The 17,769-nt window shown below is 67.7% G+C and carries 18 protein-coding genes; 2 read left to right on the forward strand and 16 right to left on the reverse strand.

Going from position 1 to position 17,769, the window contains the following annotated elements; genetic code table 11:
* Window positions 1-52 precede the first annotated feature (52 nt).
* The 9 genes from ING98_10690 to ccoS all read right to left on the reverse strand — a co-directional run bounded on the left by ING98_10690 (window position 53) and on the right by ccoS (window position 6,870).
* Window positions 53-811, reverse strand: coding sequence for a sulfite exporter TauE/SafE family protein (locus ING98_10690; GenBank protein ID MCA3102334.1), 759 nt, complete (start codon window positions 809-811; stop codon window positions 53-55).
* Window positions 812-875: 64 nt separating this feature from the next.
* On the reverse strand, window positions 876-1,115 hold the full coding sequence (locus tag ING98_10695) for a hypothetical protein (protein MCA3102335.1): 240 nt from the start codon (window positions 1,113-1,115) through the stop codon (window positions 876-878).
* Window positions 1,094-1,681, reverse strand: coding sequence for a FixH family protein (locus ING98_10700; GenBank protein ID MCA3102336.1), 588 nt, complete (start codon window positions 1,679-1,681; stop codon window positions 1,094-1,096). The genes ING98_10695 and ING98_10700 overlap by 22 nt, the downstream gene beginning before the upstream one ends.
* Window positions 1,682-1,742: 61 nt before the next feature.
* Complete coding sequence (ccoG, locus tag ING98_10705; protein ID MCA3102337.1) at window positions 1,743-3,197, reverse strand: cytochrome c oxidase accessory protein CcoG; 1,455 nt, start codon at window positions 3,195-3,197, stop codon at window positions 1,743-1,745.
* Window positions 3,181-4,092: a cytochrome-c oxidase, cbb3-type subunit III gene (ccoP, locus tag ING98_10710; GenBank protein ID MCA3102338.1), complete on the reverse strand. Its 912-nt coding sequence runs from the start codon at window positions 4,090-4,092 to the stop codon at window positions 3,181-3,183. Before ccoP ends, ccoG begins: the two co-directional genes overlap by 17 nt.
* The gene (locus ING98_10715; GenBank protein MCA3102339.1) at window positions 4,092-4,292 is read right to left on the reverse strand and encodes a cbb3-type cytochrome c oxidase subunit 3; all 201 of its coding nucleotides are present in this window, start codon (window positions 4,290-4,292) and stop codon (window positions 4,092-4,094) included. Before ING98_10715 ends, ccoP begins: the two co-directional genes overlap by 1 nt.
* A gap of 10 nt (window positions 4,293-4,302) precedes the next feature.
* The gene (gene ccoO, locus ING98_10720) at window positions 4,303-4,938 is read right to left on the reverse strand and encodes a cytochrome-c oxidase, cbb3-type subunit II (protein MCA3102340.1); all 636 of its coding nucleotides are present in this window, start codon (window positions 4,936-4,938) and stop codon (window positions 4,303-4,305) included.
* Window positions 4,939-5,016: 78 nt separating this feature from the next.
* On the reverse strand, window positions 5,017-6,462 hold the full coding sequence (gene ccoN, locus ING98_10725; GenBank protein ID MCA3102341.1) for a cytochrome-c oxidase, cbb3-type subunit I: 1,446 nt from the start codon (window positions 6,460-6,462) through the stop codon (window positions 5,017-5,019).
* A 180-nt stretch (window positions 6,463-6,642) separates the two neighbouring features.
* Complete coding sequence (ccoS, locus tag ING98_10730; GenBank protein MCA3102342.1) at window positions 6,643-6,870, reverse strand: cbb3-type cytochrome oxidase assembly protein CcoS; 228 nt, start codon at window positions 6,868-6,870, stop codon at window positions 6,643-6,645.
* 188 nt (window positions 6,871-7,058) lie between these two features.
* On the opposite strand from ccoS, the gene ING98_10735 reads away from it, so the two are divergent.
* Window positions 7,059-9,149 (forward strand): acetate--CoA ligase family protein, encoded by a 2,091-nt coding sequence (locus tag ING98_10735; GenBank protein ID MCA3102343.1) that lies wholly within the window; start codon window positions 7,059-7,061, stop codon window positions 9,147-9,149.
* Here ING98_10735 and ING98_10740 read toward each other — a convergent pair.
* Genes ING98_10740 through ING98_10770 form a run of 7 tightly spaced genes read right to left on the reverse strand, consistent with a single transcriptional unit; the run spans window position 9,146 to window position 16,371 of the window.
* The gene (locus ING98_10740) at window positions 9,146-9,400 is read right to left on the reverse strand and encodes a TIGR02450 family Trp-rich protein (protein ID MCA3102344.1); all 255 of its coding nucleotides are present in this window, start codon (window positions 9,398-9,400) and stop codon (window positions 9,146-9,148) included. The genes ING98_10735 and ING98_10740 overlap by 4 nt on opposite strands.
* Window positions 9,397-10,692, reverse strand: coding sequence for a M20/M25/M40 family metallo-hydrolase (locus ING98_10745; GenBank protein ID MCA3102345.1), 1,296 nt, complete (start codon window positions 10,690-10,692; stop codon window positions 9,397-9,399). The genes ING98_10740 and ING98_10745 overlap by 4 nt, the downstream gene beginning before the upstream one ends.
* A gap of 20 nt (window positions 10,693-10,712) precedes the next feature.
* Window positions 10,713-11,681: a tripartite tricarboxylate transporter substrate binding protein gene (locus ING98_10750; GenBank protein ID MCA3102346.1), complete on the reverse strand. Its 969-nt coding sequence runs from the start codon at window positions 11,679-11,681 to the stop codon at window positions 10,713-10,715.
* The gene (locus ING98_10755; GenBank protein MCA3102347.1) at window positions 11,678-13,324 is read right to left on the reverse strand and encodes a GMC family oxidoreductase N-terminal domain-containing protein; all 1,647 of its coding nucleotides are present in this window, start codon (window positions 13,322-13,324) and stop codon (window positions 11,678-11,680) included. The genes ING98_10750 and ING98_10755 overlap by 4 nt, the downstream gene beginning before the upstream one ends.
* A gap of 17 nt (window positions 13,325-13,341) precedes the next feature.
* Window positions 13,342-14,307 carry a tripartite tricarboxylate transporter substrate binding protein gene (locus tag ING98_10760; protein MCA3102348.1) on the reverse strand — a complete coding sequence of 322 codons (966 nt, stop codon included), beginning with the start codon at window positions 14,305-14,307 and terminating at the stop codon, window positions 13,342-13,344.
* 46 nt (window positions 14,308-14,353) lie between these two features.
* Complete coding sequence (locus ING98_10765) at window positions 14,354-15,997, reverse strand: thiamine pyrophosphate-binding protein (GenBank protein ID MCA3102349.1); 1,644 nt, start codon at window positions 15,995-15,997, stop codon at window positions 14,354-14,356.
* 38 nt (window positions 15,998-16,035) lie between these two features.
* Window positions 16,036-16,371, reverse strand: coding sequence for a DUF1028 domain-containing protein (locus tag ING98_10770; GenBank protein MCA3102350.1), 336 nt, complete (start codon window positions 16,369-16,371; stop codon window positions 16,036-16,038).
* Window positions 16,372-16,707: 336 nt separating this feature from the next.
* Between ING98_10770 and ING98_10775 the strand changes: the two genes are divergently transcribed.
* Window positions 16,708-17,742: a tripartite tricarboxylate transporter substrate binding protein gene (locus ING98_10775; GenBank protein ID MCA3102351.1), complete on the forward strand. Its 1,035-nt coding sequence runs from the start codon at window positions 16,708-16,710 to the stop codon at window positions 17,740-17,742.
* Window positions 17,743-17,769: the final 27 nt, after the last annotated feature.

Below are 17,769 nucleotides of genomic sequence, written 5' to 3' on the forward strand. Positions count from 1 at the left end.
GCAACGACGAGGCCAGTGTGACCCGGCCATGTCGGGGCCACGTTGATCCACGTCAAATGCGGGCGCCTGCTGCATCCGATGCACCGTGATGGTGGTGTACCGGGGCTTCGCCACCCGACAGTGCAGACTGTCCGAACAGCAGCAGCCCGTACAGCCCGAACAGGCAGACCGCGAGACCCGCTGCGAGCCGCGCCCGCGGCGAACGCACGATCGCGCGGAAACGCGACAGCCAGAACCCGACCGCGAGCAGGTTAGGCAAGGTACCGAGTCCGAACGCGGCCAGGACTGCAGCGCCACGCGCCGCGCTGCCGGTCGCCACCGCGGTCGCGAGCATTGCGTAGACCAGGCCGCAGGGCAGGAACCCCCACACGGCGCCGATTGCCATCGCTCGCGGGACGGTCGCCGCCGGCAGCAGCGGACGTGCGATCGGCTGCAGCCGCCGCCAGAGCCCCGCGCCCAGCGACTCGACATGGCGCACCGCCGGTGCCAGGCCGGACAGGTAGAGACCGAGCACGATGAGCATCAGGCTGGCCACCAGCAGGAACAGCGACTGTCCCAGCGCACTGCCGCGCGCGCCGAGCGCTGCGCTTCCCGCCCAACCGAGCACGCCGCCGGCACTACCGGCCAGCGCGCCTGCGAACGCATAGCTGGCCACTCGCCCCGCGCTGTAGGCCAGGTGCAGGCGCATCGACGGGTGCCGCTGCCCGGTCGCACCGGACAACGCGCCGACGATGCCGCCGCACATCCCGATGCAATGCACGCCACCGGCGAGACCGACCAGCGCAGCCGATGCCAGCGTCGGCCAGAGCATCGACACCGGCTCCATCAGTGCCGCTGCTCCAGGGTGCCGGCCCGCCAGGTCTGCCCTCTGGCTGTCATCGGCACTTGCCCGCCGAGCCGCCCTGCAGGAACCAGGTGAGCGCACTGGCCACCGAGGCGAACAGCCAGAACATGAAGAAGCCGATCGTATAAGCCGACAGCGCGCCCACCGCGACCGGGTCGCCGAACGGGTGCAGGTCCGCCGGATCGAACACGGTGAAGAACGCCGCCTCGGCGGCGCAGGCAGCAAGAAACGACGGCCACAGGATAAGGATCATTTTCCGGGACTGCTCCATCGTGGCTCCTCCATCGCTGGCGCGCTCAGTGGCGCCGGTTCCAGGCCGATCGCCCGCTCGGCGGGCATCTGTGCCGTGGCCGAGATGCGCCACCGGCGTCCGGCGTCCTCCAGGTGCAGGTGCCAGCGTCCGTGCAGCGGGCGCAGCAGCCGGCCCTCGTACACGCCGGGCACCACCGGCGCCAGATCGATCTGCTGGTCATCGCCGCTGCGCGCCGCGCGCACAAGGTACAGGCGCAGCACCCGGTCGGCGGAGACGTCTCCCGATACCGCTACCCTGACCCGGTCACCGGACGGATTGAACTGCAGCCGTGCCGACAGTCCTCGCGCGCGAGCGTCGGCCTCGCGATCGATCGACCGGTTGATCGCCAGGCCCTGGCGGTAGTAGTCGTCGGAAACCACGCCATCGAACGAATCGATCGCGATCGCCATGGTGACCAGCCCGGCGACCACGGCGACTGCCGGCGGGAAGAACAGCAGCCACGGCCAGGGCTCCCGGTACCAGGGCCGCGGAAGGTGGCCTTCGGCCATCGCAGGCGCGGGGATGGGGGCATCGGAAAGGGGCATGGCGGACTCCAGCGAAGCAGGCATGGTCGGACATTGATGCAAGGGCGAGGTGCAACAAGCCTCAGCGTGCGATGAACACGGTCTTCTCTTCCCTCGCGACACCGGCATCGTCGGCGGCTTCCACCTTCAGCCAGACCGGCGTGGATCCGGGCGCGACGGCGGCGCGAGGCACGCGCAGCTCCAGCGGCACGATGCGCGAACCGGCGGAGCCGATCCTGATCGGCTGAGCCTCGGTGACGACCAGTTCGACGCCATCGATGCCGCGCGCCGACAGCACGAAGCTGCGCGCATCCTCGCGGGTGTTCATGATCTGCACGCGATACACGTTCTCGAGACGGCCATCCTCGAGCTCACGCACGATGTCGCCGCGGTCGCGGATGATGTTCATCTTCACCGGCGTGCGCAGCACGATGCCGGACACCACGGCGAGCGAGACCGCGAACAGCAGCGCCGCGTAGAGCAGCGTGCGCGGACGCATCAGGCGACCAAGGATCTCGCGGTCGTCGTAACGGCCGGCCAGCGCATTCTCGGTGGAGTAACGGATCAGCCCTTTCGGGTAACCCATCTTTTCCATCACCTGGTTGCAGCCATCCACGCATGCGCCGCAGCCGATGCATTCGTACTGCAGCCCGTCCCGGATGTCGATGCCGGTCGGGCAGACCTGGACGCAGATGCCGCAATCGACGCAGTCGCCGAGGCCTTTCGCGCGTCGATCGACAGACCTGCCACGCGCGCCGCGGGGGTCGCCTCGGCGTGCATCGTAGGTAATGACCAGCGTGTCCGAATCGAACATGACGCTCTGGAAGCGCGCATACGGACACATGTACTTGCACACCTGCTCGCGCATGAAGCCCGCGTTGCCCCAGGTGGCGAAAGCGTAGAACAGCATCCAGAACGTCTCCCAGGGCCCTAGCGAGAGCGATGCGACGGAAGCGCCGAGTGCGCGGATCGGCGTGAAGTAGCCGACGAAGGTGAACCCCGTCCACAACGCGAGCAGCCCCCACAACAGGTGCTTGGCTGCCTTCAGCCTGAGCTTGCGTGCCGACATCGGCTGCCCGTCGAGTCGGATACGCGCCATCCGGTCGCCCTCGACCTTGCGCTCGATCCACAGGAACAGCTCGGTGTAGACCGTCTGCGGGCAGGCATAGCCACACCACAGGCGCCCGGCGATCGCCGTGAACAGGAACAGCGACAGCGCGCAGATCACCAGCAGGCCGGTCAGGAAGATGAAGTCCTGAGGCCAGAAGACGAAGCCGAAGATGTAGAACTTGCGTGCGGCCAGGTCGAACAGCACTGCCTGGCGGCCGTTCCACTCCAGCCAGGCAGTGCCGTAGAAGGCCAGCTGGGTAAGCACCACGAGCAGCACGCGCTGAGTAGCCAGGAAGCCGGTGACCGCACGCGGGTAGATCTTCCGGCGGATCTCGAACAAAGACTCGTCGGTCGCGGCGGCGGCACCGCCCGCATCGGGGGGCGCCGCCACCGCCTCGTGATCTCGGGCGCTACTTCCGCCCGTCACGCGAAAGCCCCCAGACGTAGGCCGCCAGCACGTGCACCTTGCCGGCCCCGAGGAATTCGCCCTGAGCGGGCATGACCCCGTTGCGGCCCTGGGTGATCGTCTCGATGATGGTTTCCTCCGACGCTCCGTACAGCCAGATCCTGTCGGCCAGATTGGGCGCGCCGAGCGCCGGGTTGCCCCTGGCATCCATCCCGTGGCAGGCCACGCAGACCTGTTCGAACTTCACCTTGCCCCGGGCCGCGAGCTCGGCGTCGTGCGGCAGGCCCGACAGCGAGCGAACATGGTTTGCCACCGCCCGGACGTTCTCGGCACCGATGCTCTCTGCCTGGGGCGGCATCATCGCCTGGCGTCCCTTCGCGATCGACTCATGGATCTGCATCGGCTCGCCCCCCCAGATCCATTCCGCGTCGCGCAGGTTCGGGAAGCCCTTCGCGCCGCCGGCATCCGAGCCATGGCACTGGGCGCAGTAGTTGACGAACAGCCGCTGGCCCATCTCGCGCGCCGCCGGATCGCGGGCAACCACCGCGAGGTCCTGCTTGAGGTAGACGTCGAACATCGCCGCGTACCGGCTGTCCCAGCGGCGGGACTCGGCCGTGTGCTGTCCGGCGGAACTCCAGCCGAGTGCCCCGCCGTAGACGGCCAGCCCGGGATACAGCGCCAGGTAGAGCAACCCGAACACGATCGTGAGGTAGAAGAGGAACATCCACCACCTCGGCAACGGGTTGTTCCATTCCGCGAGGTCGCCGTCCCACAGGTGGCCGGTGGTACCCGGGTCGGTACCGGCCGGCAGCCGTCGAGTGGTGTTCGCCTTGAGGAACCAGCCACAGGCGATGATCGAGACGATGCTCACCACCGCGATCGCGATGCCGACCCAACCGTAGATGAAATCAGCCATTACCTGACCTCCCTTGATCCGGAATCGACCGTCGGCTTCGCCTGCGCGGAGGGCCTGCACGGCGCATCGTCATCGAGCGGAATGCGCGCTGCTTCGCCGAAGGCGTCGCGGCGCCGCGCCGACCATGCCCAGCCGACGATGCCGACGAACGTCACGAATGCGATCAGGGTAAGGATGGATTGCAGGTCACCGGTGGTCATCGCGCATGCCTCAGGGGTTGGCTGCAATCGGGGCGGTACCGGCCTTCAGGCTGGTGCCCAGCACCTGCATGTAGGCGATCAGCGCATCGAGTTCGCTGCGCCCCTCCACCGCCTTCTGCGCGCCGGCGATCTCCTCCTCGCCGTACGGCACGCCGACGCGGGCGAGCGCACGCAGGTGGCTGCCGAGCGACGCACCGTCGACCGGCGTGCGTGCCAGCCATGGATAGGCGGGCATGTTCGACTCGGGCACCACGTCGCGCGGGTTGTTGAAGTGGATGCGGTGCCATTCGTCGGAATAGCGCCCACCGACCCGTGCCAGGTCGGGGCCGGTGCGCTTGCTGCCCCACTGGAACGGATGGTCGTAGACGAACTCACCGGCCACCGAGTAATGCCCGTAGCGCTCGGTCTCGGCGCGCAACGGGCGCACCATCTGCGAATGGCAGTTGTAGCAGCCCTCGCGCACATACACGTCACGGCCCGCCTGCTGCAGCGCCGTGTAGGGCTTCAGCCCCGCGACCGGCTCGGTGGTCGTGCGCTGGAAGAAAAGCGGCACGATCTGCACCAGTCCACCCACGCTCACCACCAGGATCACCAGCAGCACCATCCAGCCGATGTTCTTTTCGATCGCCTGATGTCCGCCATCCATGCCCATGATCTCGGTACCTCTCGTCACTGCGTTGCCGTCCGACCGGTCCCGGCAGCCGCCGGCCGGCGCCCTGCCCTCTTATGCGTGTGCCATTACAGGCGCCGGGATCGCGGCGTTGACCGGCCGGCTACCGGCTACGGTCTTCCACACGTTCCAGCACATCACCAGCATGCCACCCAGATAGAGCGCCCCACCGGCGAGCCGTACCACGTAGTAGGGCCAGGTGGCCTTCACGCTCTCGACGAAGGTATAGGTCAACGTGCCGTCCGCATTGACCGCACGCCACATCAGGCCCTGCATCACGCCGGCGATCCACATCGCGGTGATGTAGAGCACGATGCCGATGGTCGCCACCCAGAAATGCAGGGTTATGGCGCGCACGCTGTACATCTCGGTGCGGCCGAACAGCCTCGGGATCAGGTAGTACATGCTGCCGATCGAGATCATGCCGACCCAGCCGAGCGCGCCGGAGTGAACGTGCCCGATGGTCCAGTCCGTGTAGTGCGACAGTGCATTTACCGTCTTGATCGACATCATCGGCCCCTCGAACGTCGACATGCCGTAGAACGACAGCGAGGTCACGAGGAACTTCAGGATCGGGTCGGTGCGCAGCTTGTGCCATGCGCCCGAGAGCGTCATGATGCCGTTGATCATCCCGCCCCATGACGGCGCGAGCAGGATCAGCGAGAACACCATGCCGAGCGATTGCGCCCAGTCCGGCAGGGCCGTGTAGTGCAGGTGGTGCGGCCCGGCCCACATGTAGGTGAAGATCAGCGCCCAGAAGTGCACCACCGACAGCCGGTACGAGTACACCGGCCGGCCAGCCTGCTTCGGGATGAAGTAGTACATCATGCCGAGGAAGCCTGCGGTCAGGAAGAAGCCTACCGCGTTGTGTCCATACCACCACTGGATCATCGCGTCCTGCACGCCCGCATAGGCCGAGTACGACTTGGTAAACGAGGCGGGGCTGAACGCACTGTTCACGATGTGCAGGATCGCGACGGTCAGGATGAACGCGCCGAAGAACCAGTTGGCGACATAGATGTGCGGGATGCGGCGCTTCATGATCGTGCCGAAGAACACCACCGCATAGCTGACCCACACCACCGCGATGAGCAGGTCGATCGGCCACTCGAGCTCGGCGTATTCCTTGCCCTGGGTCATGCCCAGCGGCAGCGTGACCGCGGCGAGCACGATCACGGCCTGCCAGCCCCAGAACGTGAACCCGGCCAGCCGGTCGGAGAGCAGCCGCACATGGCAGGTGCGCTGGACGACGTAGTACGACGTCGCGAACAACGCACAACCGCCGAAGGCGAAGATCACCGCGTTGGTGTGCAGCGGCCGTAACCGCCCGTAGGAGAGCCATGGCACAGAGGGCAGCAGTTCGGGCCAGGCCAGCTGCGCCGCGATGATCACCCCGACCAGCATGCCCACCACGCCCCAGACCACAGTCATCAGCGCGAACTGGCGTACTACCCGGTAGTTGTAGGTTTCTTCAGGATTGTCCGCTGGTGCCGCCTGCATGGTCATGTACTCCATCCGGGTACGGGTTGCGCCGCCCTTTTCGATGGCGGCGTCCAATCATCGCCATGCAGCGGGGACCCTTTGTTGATATGGATCAACCCGGGCCCGAAAACCGCCCGGGGAATCGCATGTGCGGTGCCCGGCGCGCCGGCAGCACCATTGCCCACGCGCGGCATTGCCTCAGCGCCGCGAGGCGGGTGGCGATGCGGGTGGCGCCGCCTCTGCGTCCGGCGGTGCAGTCCGCCCTGACTCCGGCGCTGCGACCCGGTCATCGTCGTCGAGCAGCAGGCGCTGCGCCGGACCTTCCATATCCTCGAACTGATCGTTGCGAACGGCCCACCAGAACGCAGCACCGATCGCGATCGCGAGCACCACCGACAGCGGGATCAGCAGGTAGAGGATGTCCATCCGCCGATGATGCCCATTTCCGAGCCGTACGGGCGAGCATCCGCTGGCAGGGGCGCGTTGTCGGTGTCGGCCCCTCGGTCTAGACTCCTGCCAACCCATCCGCACAGATCAGAGCCGCCGACATGCCGACCTCCCCGTCCACTTCTACCAACCCCCTCGATTGCATCCTCAACCCAAGGCGCCTGGCCGTGATCGGTGCGTCGAGCGATCCGGAAAAGCGAGGCTACCGGGCGATCCGCACGTTGATCACCGACCATTACAAGGGAGAGATACTCCCGATCAATCCGAAGTCGGACGAGATCCTCGGCCTGAAGTGCTACCCCTCGATCGAGGCGGTACCGGGTGAGGTCGACCTGGCGCTCGTATGCACGCCTGCGAAGGCTGCGCCCGAGGTGATCGAGGCGTGCGGCCGCAAGGGCGTCAAGGGTGCGCTCCTGCTTGCCGGCGGCTTCAGCGAGGCAAGCGAAGCCGGCCGCCTGCTCGAAGAACAGACGGTTGCGGTCGCGCGCCGGTACGGCGTGCGGCTGATCGGGCCGAATACCAACGGCATCTTCACCGCACGCGAGGCCTGCAACGCGATCGCCTGGTTCGACATCCCGCGCGGTCCGGCGGCAATGCTCGCCAATTCGGCGAACGTGATGCTGTCGATCCTCGCCGAGGCGCAGTTCCACCAGTATTTCGGCTTCAACACCCTGCTCTCCGTGGGCAACCAGTCGGACATCCAGTTCCATGAATACCTGTCCGCGATGGGCGACGATCCCGATACCGGTGCGGTCATCTCCTACATCGAGGGCTTCAAGGACGGCCGCGCGTTCATCGAGGCTGCGCGCAGCGTCACGCCGAAGAAGCCGATCGTCATGTTCAAGGCCGGCCGCACCGCCGAAGGCGTACGCGCCGCGCGGTCCCACAGCGGCTCGCTCGCTGGCGACTACACCGTGGCCTCCGGCGTGCTGAAGCAGGCCGGTATCACGCTGCTCGAACGATCCGATTGCCTGTATCCGGTGGCCGAGGCGCTGCATCTGCTGCCGGCGATGCGCTCGCGCCGCGTGGCGGTGCTGTCGGAGGGCGGTGGCGTGATAACGGTCGCCGCCGAAGCACTGTCCGAACGCGGGCTGGTGATCGCTCCGCTGTCGGAGGCGACCCAGGCGCGCATCCACGAGATCGTGCCGAACGCCTCCGCGATCTCGAACCCGGTGGATGCCGGGGGCGGCACCGATCCGCGCGCCGAGTATTACGGGTTGTGCGGCGAGGCCATCCTGGCCGATCCGAACGTCGACGCCCTGATGCTGACCGGTTTCTTCGGCGGCTACGCCCGGCGCTACGGCGAAGGCGTGGCCGAGATGGAGTTCAAGGTCGCGCGCGACCTCGCAGACCTGATGCACAGGCACGGCAAGCCGGTGGTGGTGCAATCGCACTACGCGCATTACCGGACGCCGGCGCTCGACGTGCTGCGCAGGGCCGGCGTGCCCTTCTACCGGCACATCGAGATCGCGGCCCAGTGCCTCGCGTCCGCCGCAGACTATTCCGAGGCACGGCGCCGGATGGCGTCGCCGCCTGCGGCGGCGGCCGCGCCACTGCCGGCCGCTGCAGCGACGGTGGTCGCCAGTGCCCGTGCCGCAGGCCGGACGGCGCTGCTGGAGACCGAAGCGCGCGACCTGCTCACCGCCTGCGGGGTCAACCTTGCACCGTCATTCCTGCTGCGCGACGCCGGGGATGCCGCAGCCGCGATCGCGGCGCTGGGCGACCGGCCACTGGCGCTGAAGGTCGTGTCACAGGACGTACTGCACAAGTCCGACGCCGGCGGCGTCCGACTGGGCGTACAAGGCGAGGCAGCAGTGCGCGCCGCAACGGCCGAGATCCGCGCCGCGGTCGGACACCATGTCCCGGGGGCGCGTGTCGAAGGCGTACTCGCCGCGCCGATGGCCGCGCGCGGTATCGAACTGATCGTCGGCGTGTCCCAGGACCCGCAATTCGGCCCGGTGCTGCTGTTCGGCGTCGGCGGGATCTTCGTCGAAGCGGTACGCGACGTCGTGTTCCGTGCGCTGCCGGTGAGCCGGGACGACGCGCTCGAGATGATCGGCGACATCCGTGCACGGAAGATGCTCGACGGCGTACGCGGCCTGCCTGCCGTCGACCGCGACGCGCTCGCAGCGCTGCTGGTGAAGGTCGCCGGGATCGCCGCAGCCGGCGGCGCCGGCATCGCCGAGATCGATCTCAACCCGGTGATCGCGACCGCAGACGGACTGGTCATCGCCGACGCACGGATGATCCTCGCCTAGGACACCTGCACCCAGCCCTGCTTCCAAACCGCCGGGTCCTCCAGCTCGCGCCAGGGTACGGTCAGCACCCGGCGCGAGAGGACGGCCTCGAGATGCACCTTCGTCGGCGCCCCGCCAGCAACGTCCGGGTCGAGTACCTTGACGACCAGGAAGTGCTTCTCCCGGTCGCGCGGCACCACCGCCGTCCACTTGCCGAGCAGCAGCTTCTTCGGATCGACCCGGTTGCGGTCGGGTGAACCCGGCGCGGTCATCCCCTCGCCGGCCGAGGCCGGGAGCAGATGTCGAGTGCCATCAGCGCGTAGATCTGCGCGGCCTTCACCATCACGTCGATCTCGATCTCTTCCGCGCGCGGACCGATCCGTCGCCCGCGCGGGCCGATCTTGATGGCCGGGATGCCCAGCTCGTTGTACACATTGGTGTCGGTCCAGATACTGGCACGGTCGGGTGCCTCGTGCCGGATCGCCTCGCCGAACAGGTGCCGATAGATGCCCTCGGCAGCGGTGACCAGCGGCTCCACCCCCTTGCCCTCGTGGCCGAGCAGCGACTTGTACAGGTCCATCTCGTACTCGATGCCGAGGGCGTCGAGCACGCGCTCGAGTTGCGCCTTGATCTCGACCGGACGCACCTGGGGCGGCATCCGGATGTCGACATAGATGGTGCATACGCCGGGGAAGTAGTTCGGGCGGTACGGTGCGCCGCCTTCGATCGCACCGATATTCACCTTGGGGAAAAGCGGTCCGGTCGGCGAGTGGTACACGTTGTCGCGCTCGAAACCGTCCGCCCACTGCTCGACCGCGGCGATCACCCGGGTCATCTTCACGATCGCGTTCAGCTCCGACATCGGCATCGTCGCGCGGTCGGAACCCCACGCGGCCTCGGCCTTCCCATAGGTGGCGATCTTCAGCTGCACGACACCGGTCTGCGTCCACACGATGTTCAGGTCGGAACAGTCGGCGCATACCGCGTAGTCGGTATGCATGCCATGCGTGAGCAGGTGACGGGTGCCCGCCCCCTCGCCACGGTACTCCTTCGACTGCCACGGCCCGACCGGCGTACGCGAAATCTCGCCGACCACCGCCGCGAATACGACATCGCCCTTTAGCTCGACGCCGCTCGCCTTGAGCGCCTTGGCCGCCATCATGAAGGAGGCGACACCACCCTTCATGTTCGAGATGCCCAGCCCACGCACCACCCGTCCGTCGACGATGGAACCGCGCAGTTCCGACTGCGGCTCGACCGAACGCACCATGCGCAGGTCTTCGTCGGTGCCGGTGAAACTGGTGTCGGTATGCCCGTTGAAACCGAGGCTGAGCCCATTGCCGGAACCCTTGAGGATGCCGACCGCATTCGGCCGACCTGCCTCGACCTCCTGGGTGATCGCCTTCAGGCCCTGCCGGCGGAACCAGTCGACGATGAAATCGGCCACCTGCTTCTCCTGCCCGGTCGGGCTGGGGATGTCGGTGAGGTCGCAGCCGAGTCGCGCCAGTTCGTCGCGGTCGATGTGTGCCAGCACGCGCTTGGCCGCGTCGGTGTCCAGTGCCATGCTTCCTCCAGTAGAAACGCTCAATCGATCTTGATCTTCGCCGTGGTCACCACCTCGCGCCACAGCTTTATCTCGCGGGCGAGCTTGTCGCGGAACACCGCGCCCGTGGTGCCGTCGATGTCCCAGCCCAGGTTCTCCAGGTTGGTGCGGCCCTGCCCGTTCGTGACCACCGCGATCAGCGCCGACTCCAGCCGCTGGAAGATGTCGCGCGGCAACCCGCGCGGCGCGGCGAAGCCCTGCCATGAAAGGATCTCCATGTCCTTGTAGCCAAGCTCCGCGAGGGTCGGGACATCCTGGAACTGCGCGATGCGCTTGCCGCTGGTGACCGCCAGCGCGCGCAGGCGACTGCTGCGGATGTGGTTGGCCGCGCTGCCCAGGCTGGTGAAGGTCAGATCGACCTCGCCGCCGAGCATCGCGCCCATGGTCGCGCCGGCCCCCTTGAACGGCACGATGATCGCGCTGGTCTTCGTGCGCAGCATCAGCAGCTCGGAGGTCATGTGGCCGGACGAGCCCAGCCCGGCGACGCCGAACGTGTGCTTGCCCGGGTTCGCGCGCAGCAGTGCGATCACTTCCTTGACGCTGGTCGCTGGCACCCTGGTGCTCGCCACCAGCACGTTGGGCGTGTTGGCAGACAGGCTGAGCAGGTCGAAGTCGCGCAGCGAGTCGTAGCCCGGATCCTTGTAGTTGACCATGTTGATCGCGAAGGTGCCCACCGAGCCGATCAGCAGCGTGTTGCCGTCCGGGTTGGCCTTCGCCGCCATCGTCGCGCCTATGGTGCTGTTCGCCCCGGCACGGATGTCGACGATCACCGGTTGACCGAGGTTTTCCTGCAGTCGGGCGGCTACCTCGCGGCCGACGACGTCGGACGGCCCGCCGGCGGCAAACGGCACAATCAGGCGAATCGGCCGGTTCGGCCAGCCTTGCGCGGACACGGCACCGCAGGCCACCAGCGCCAGCAGCGCCCCGACTGCGATCAAGCGATTTTTCATGCGTTCACTCCCGTTCGAGTCGATTCCGCCACGGGCATCGAATGCCCGCGAACAAGGTCTGCTGCACGCTCGGCGATCATCAGCACGCAGGCATTGATGTGCGCGGACACGAGGTCAGGCATCACGGACGCATCGGCCACACGCAGTCGCTCGATGCCATGCACGCGCAGCGACGGGTCGACCACGGCATCCGGCCCGGAGCCGATTCTGCACGTCCCCGCCGGATGATGCACGGTGACCGCGGTGCGCCGGATCCATGCCTCGACCTCGGCGCGCGTGCGTACCTCCGGCCCCGGAGCGAGCTGGCGGCCGCGGAACGGTGCCAGCGGCCCGGACAGGGCCAGGTCGCGCGCACGCTCGTACCCTTCGACCAGCGTGGCCATGTCCTGCGCATCGGACAACAGGTTGAACAGGATCCTTACCCGTTCGGACGGATCGGCGGAGCGCAGCGTGACCTCGCCGCGGCTCTTCGGATGCAGCAGCGCCGGACGGATGCCGTAGCCATCAGCACCGGCCGGATGCAGCAGCGGGAACCACATCGCGGGCTTCTGAGGCGCACAGCGGAACATGAACTCGATGTCGGGCACCTCCAGTTCCGGACGCGACTTCACGAACGCATACAGCGCGCTGGGCAGCATGGTGGCTGGTCCGGTGCCCGTGAGCCACGCGCGCAGCATGCTCGCGATCATCCGGTCGGCGCGCAGTTCGGCCTGGAACGGTCCCGGTGCCTGGCGCGAGAAGGCCAGCGCAACGGCCACATGGTCCTGCAGGTTACGGCCAACCGGAAGGTCGGCCAGCACCCGGATACCGTGCGCCTCGAGGTGCGCGGCCGGGCCGATGCCCGACAGCATCAGCACCTGGGGCGTGTTGAAGGTTCCTGCCGAGACGATCACCTCGCGCGAAGCATGCGCCCGGCCCGCATCGCCACGGGTACGATATTCGACGCCGGTGGCGGCGCCGTCTTCGATGACGATGCGCGTGACGCAGGCCCCCGTCACCACCTTCAGGTTGGCGCGTGCCCGCACCGGCCGCAGGTACGAGACGGCCGCCGACGAGCGGCGCCCTCGGTCGATGAAGCACTGCCCGCGGCCGAAGCCCTCGTGCCGCTCACCGTTGAAATCAGGAGTGAGCGGATAGCCGGCCGAGCGCCCGGCCTCCAGCCAGGCCTCGTTCAGCGGATCGCTGAATCGCGACCACTGAACGCCGGTCGGCCCGTCGCCACCACGGTACTGGCTGGCGCCGCCTTCCCAGCGCTCGCTGCGCATGAAATACGGCAGCACGTCGGCGTATGCCCAGCCGGCTGCGCCCTGGCGCGCCCAGCGCTCGTAGTCGTTCCGGTCGCCGCGGGTACAGGTCATGATATTGACCGACGAAGACCCGCCGAGCACCTTGCCTCGCATCGCCTCCAGCGAACGGCCATCGAGCGCCGGCTCCGGTTCGGTATGCAGCCCCCAGTCGAACAATTCGTGCTCGTGCAGCTTGCCGACACCGAGCGGGATGTGGATCAGCGGATGCCAGTCGGCCCCGCCCGCCTCCAGCAGCAGCACCTTCGCATGCCGGTCTTCGGACAGGCGGTTGGCGAGCACGCAGCCCGCCGAACCGGCACCGACGACGATGTAATCCCAGGAATTGCCATCTGCCATCAATCTGCCACCATCGATCAGTCGACCGGCGGGATGCCGGCTTCCTTCGCCAGGCGCACCATGCGCACAGCCTGATCCTTCATCATCGCCGCCATCTGTTCAGCGCTACCGCCGGCGATGTCCAGGCCGGCTTCGGCCAGCCGCGCGCGCGTGTCCTTCTCGCCGAGGATCCGGTTCTGTTCGGCATTCAACCGGCCGATGATCGCCGCCGGCGTCGCGGGCGGCACGGCCACGCCCATCCAGCCTTCGAACTCGAATCCGGGCAGCGCAGCCTGCGCGATGGTGGGCACGCCAGGCAAGGCCGCCGAGGTACGGTTGCCTGTGACGCCGAGCGCACGCACCTTGCCGGCCTTCACCTGCTGGAGTGCCTCGGGGATGGTCTGGAACATCAGGTCGACCTGGCCACCGAGCAGGTCGACCATCGCCGGCGCGCCACCCTTGTACGGAACGTGCACCATCTTCACTTTCGCCAGGCTGGCGAACAGTTCGCCCGACATGTGCTGCGACGAACCGTTGCCTCCCGACCCGTAGTTGAGCACGCCCGGGCGCATGCGCGCGAGCGTGATGAAGTCAGCCACCGTCTTCGCCGGCACCGAGGGGTTCACGATCAGCACGTTGCCCTGGTAGACCAGCATGCCGACCGGCGCGAGGTCTTTCAGGGGGTCATACGGCATCCGGGTATAGATGGCGAGGTTGCCTCCCAGCGCACCACCGCTGGAGAGCAGGATCGTGTACCCGTCGGGCAGCGCGCGTGCGACCACTTCGCCGGCGATGTTCCCACCGGCGCCCGCGCGCGTCTCGATGATCACCGGCTGCGAGAGCATCTCGGCCAGGCGCGGCGCCATGATGCGGCCGACCAGGTCAACGCTGCCGCCGGCCGCGAAGCCGATCACCATGCGCACCGGCTTGGCCGGCCAGGACTGGGCAGCAGCAGGCGCAGCGAAGCCGGCAGCGGTGAGACCGATGGCGAGGATCCTGATCATGGCGATTTCCTCCGTTTAAGATCCGGCGCGAGCCGGGGCACTGCGGTCAGGTGTTCATCTGCGAGAAACGGACGGTCGCCGCGCGTGCGCGATAGTCGGTGACGACGTTGACCACCGCCGGGATGCCGGAATCGACCGCACGCTGGGCGCGCTCGAGCGCCGGGCGGATGTCCTCCGGCCGCTCGACATACTCGCCATGCGCGCCCAGGGCGATCGCCATCTGGTCGTAGCGGGTGTAGCCGAGGTCGCGTCCCGGCTTCTTGCGTTCCGCGTCGCCGGTCCAGCCACCGTTCAGGCTGATCACCACGAGCACGGGGATGCGATGCCGGATCGCAGTATCGAGTTCGAACCCGTTAAGGCCGAACGACCCATCGCCATGCAGGACGATCACCGGCGTGCCGGGCTTGGCCATCTTCGCACCCACCCCGAACGGCATGCCGACGCCCATCGTGCCGAACGGACCGGAATTCAGCCGATGCCCCGCCACGTGCGTCGGGATCGACTGCCGGCCGTAGTTCAGGATTTCCTGGCCGTCGACGCAGAGGATCGCCTCGCGCGGCATGAAATCGCGCACTTCCTTGCACAGCCGCAGCGGGTGGATCGGCATCTGGTCGGTCGACAGGTCGCGCTCCTGGGCCGCCTGCTTGTCGACGTTGATCGACTGCAGCCGCTCGCGCCAGCCGGCATAGCGTGCCGCGTCGACCCGTCCCCGCGCCGCAGTGGCCAGTTGCAGCAGCACGGCCTTCGCATCGCCGACCAGCCCGACGTCGAGGCGCTGCGTCGAGGCGATCTCGCCCGGATCGACGTCGATCCGGATCACCCTGGCATCGGCGCGGAAGCGTGGCGGCTTGAGGTGGCCGAACACGTAGTTCACGCGGGTACCGACGACCAGGATGGCATCGGCCTCCTTGAGGGCGGTCGAGCGCGCGTTCGGGAAGCAAAGCGGGTGGTCTTCCGGAACCACCCCGCGGCCCTGGGGCGTGGTGTAGAACGGCATCCCGCTCGCCTCGATCCACGAGCGCAGTTCGGGTGCTGCATCCGACCAGAGCACACCGCTGCCGGACAGCACGACCGGCTTCTCGGCTGCGGCAAGGATGCCGATCGCCGCTTCCACGCCGGCAGCGTCGGCCTGCGGGCGGCTGCGCACCGGGCCGCTGACCTTCGGCCAGACCACCGCCGCCTCGTCGACCGAGCCGAGCAGCACGTCGGTCGGGAAATCGAGGTAGACCGGGCCGGGCTTGCCTGCCCAGGCCGTGCGGAACGCCAGGTCGATCATCTCGGGGATCCGGCGCGTCTCGTAGCAACGCTCGGCCCATTTCACCATCGGGCGCGCGAGCGCGACCTGGTCGATCTCCTGGAAGCTGCCGGTGCCCCATTCGCTCCACGGGCTCGATCCGCCGAGTGCGACAACCGGCGCGCAGTCGATCAGCGCGGTGGCCAGACCGCTCACCAGGTTGATCGTGCCGGGCCCGGAACAGGCCATGCACACCCCGGACTTGTTCGCGACGCGCGAATAGGCATGCGCCATCATCGCCGCTCCCTGTTCGTGGCGCACGTCGATGCCGCGCATGCCTCGATCAATGCAGGCCTTCTCGGCGCCGAGCATCGGCGCGCCCATCAGGAAGAAGAAGGTGTCGACGCCGTGCTTCTCCAGGGCCTGGGCGACGAGTTCGGAACCGGTGACGGGCATTGCATGCTCCTTCTTGTGAATGCTTCATTCTGCAGGGTCTACAGGATGTATAGCTTGCCCTGTTTCTCCATCCATTCGTTTTCTCCAGCGCGGCGGTGGCCTCCCATGGCGCCGCCATCGCCTGCGCGGTCCGCTCGCCGGTCAGGTAGTTGCCCATCGCGACCAGTTTGCGGCGCGTGACCGCACCAGACCTTGTTGTTCGCACCGGTCCCGGCGACGGCATTACCGTCGCGGTCGATCACGCATATCTGCCGGAACTCGATGCACGGGTCGCTGCCGGCGATATGCGCCAGCGCCGCCGCCGCCGGGAACCCCTGCGCCAGCAGGTAGCTGCGCGGCACGCATGCAGGGGTGGACAGGGACGCGATAAGCAAAGGCAGCTCCGGGACGCAGCAGGACACCTGCTGTGATCACACGTTACCCCGGCTGCGCCGCTCTTGGCAACCGCGACCCGCGCCAGCCGATGCATGCCGCGCGCAGGCGCCCGTTGCCCGAGAGAGCGCCATTCGCCACTCCGGCTGGCGGGATCGGCTGGATGCACCGATCGTGCATTCGGATGGACCAGCCGTGCGGTCCGGCGCACCATCGTGATGCCGGCTCGGCCGTCTGCATGCCGGGATCGATGCATTCTTCCCGTAGGGCGCCTGCCGGGTGCCTTCGCGCTGGTACAGAACGTGCATCGGGTTGCCACCACAACAGAGGAGAACTGCATGTCACGCATGTCATCCCGCAGCACTGCAACCTTCCCGCCCGCAGGCATCGGTCGCCGGGCACTGCTGGCGACGTCGAGCGCGCTGGCGGTCCTCTCCGCCACGCTTCCCGGCCTCGCCGCGGCCCAGAGTGCACCCTATCCGAACCGGCCGATCCGGTTCATGGTGCCATTCGCAGCCGGCGGGGTATCCGACATCCTCGGGCGGGTGATGGCGGCGAAGATGTCGGAGGTGATCGGACAGACGGTGATCGTCGAGAACCGGGGCGGCGCCGGCGGCACGGTCGGTGCCGACGTCGTGGCCAACGCAAATCCCGACGGCTACATGATCCTGCTGTCCAGCCTGACCACGCAGTCGATCGCACCGCACATGCTCAAGAAGGTGCCGTACAACACCCAGACCGCGTTCACCCCGATCGGCGGTATCGCACTGTCCCCGAACATCCTGTCGATCGGCGCGAACCAGCCGATGAAGTCGCTGAAGGATGTGATTGCGTTCGCGAAGGCCAATCCGGGCAAACTGAGCTACGGTTCCTCCGGCCTGGGCAGCATCGGCCACCTCACCGGCGAGATCCTGCGTTCGCTGACTGGCGTCGACATGACCCATGTACCGTTCAAGAGCGCCGGTGTCGCCTACCCGGACGTGCTCGCCGGCAACATCACGATGGTGGTCGATACGCTGCCCTCGGCTTTGCAGCATATCAAGACCGGCACCGTGCGCCCGGTCGTGATGCTCTCGCCGAGGCGTACATCGCTGCTGCCCGACGTGCCGACGATCGCCGAGGCAGGCTACCCCGAGGCGACGCTGAATTTCTGGTCAGGCATCTTCGGGCCGGCCGGCATGCCGCCGGCGGTCGTGGCACGGCTCAACGAGGTGATCGTCAAGTCGCTCGCGGCCCCGGACGTGCGCGAACGCCTGTCCACCCTCGGCGCCGACCCGTGGCCCGTCTCGGCGGAGGAACTCGGCGCGCGCGCGCGCGAGGACTTCGCACGCATGGGCAAGGTCATCAAGGCCGCCGGACTCGTGCCGGAGTGACCGGATGGCGCGGTACACGGGAGGCGA

It is taken from the genome of Rhodocyclaceae bacterium (assembly GCA_020248265.1).
Lineage (GTDB): Bacteria > Pseudomonadota > Gammaproteobacteria > Burkholderiales > CAIKXV01 > CAIKXV01.

Excerpts from the sequence above, each read along its gene's own strand:
- ING98_10740 (MCA3102344.1), bottom strand. The coding sequence starts at position 9,400 with ATGACCGCGCCGGGTTCACCCGACCGCAACCGGGTCGATCCGAAGAAG.
- ccoP (MCA3102338.1), bottom strand. The coding sequence starts at position 4,092 with ATGGCTGATTTCATCTACGGTTGGGTCGGCATCGCGATCGCGGTGGTG.
- ING98_10700 (MCA3102336.1), bottom strand. The coding sequence starts at position 1,681 with ATGCCCCTTTCCGATGCCCCCATCCCCGCGCCTGCGATGGCCGAAGGC.
- ING98_10750 (MCA3102346.1), bottom strand. The coding sequence starts at position 11,681 with ATGAAAAATCGCTTGATCGCAGTCGGGGCGCTGCTGGCGCTGGTGGCC.
- ccoO (MCA3102340.1), bottom strand. The coding sequence starts at position 4,938 with ATGGATGGCGGACATCAGGCGATCGAAAAGAACATCGGCTGGATGGTG.
- ING98_10690 (MCA3102334.1), bottom strand. The coding sequence starts at position 811 with ATGCTCTGGCCGACGCTGGCATCGGCTGCGCTGGTCGGTCTCGCCGGT.
- ING98_10695 (MCA3102335.1), bottom strand. The coding sequence starts at position 1,115 with ATGGAGCAGTCCCGGAAAATGATCCTTATCCTGTGGCCGTCGTTTCTT.
- ING98_10760 (MCA3102348.1), bottom strand. The coding sequence starts at position 14,307 with ATGATCAGGATCCTCGCCATCGGTCTCACCGCTGCCGGCTTCGCTGCG.
- ccoS (MCA3102342.1), bottom strand. The coding sequence starts at position 6,870 with ATGGACATCCTCTACCTGCTGATCCCGCTGTCGGTGGTGCTCGCGATC.
- ING98_10755 (MCA3102347.1), bottom strand. The coding sequence starts at position 13,324 with ATGGCAGATGGCAATTCCTGGGATTACATCGTCGTCGGTGCCGGTTCG.
- ING98_10745 (MCA3102345.1), bottom strand. The coding sequence starts at position 10,692 with ATGGCACTGGACACCGACGCGGCCAAGCGCGTGCTGGCACACATCGAC.
- ING98_10775 (MCA3102351.1), top strand. The coding sequence starts at position 16,708 with ATGTCACGCATGTCATCCCGCAGCACTGCAACCTTCCCGCCCGCAGGC.
- ccoN (MCA3102341.1), bottom strand. The coding sequence starts at position 6,462 with ATGCAGGCGGCACCAGCGGACAATCCTGAAGAAACCTACAACTACCGG.
- ING98_10765 (MCA3102349.1), bottom strand. The coding sequence starts at position 15,997 with ATGCCCGTCACCGGTTCCGAACTCGTCGCCCAGGCCCTGGAGAAGCAC.
- ING98_10715 (MCA3102339.1), bottom strand. The coding sequence starts at position 4,292 with ATGACCACCGGTGACCTGCAATCCATCCTTACCCTGATCGCATTCGTG.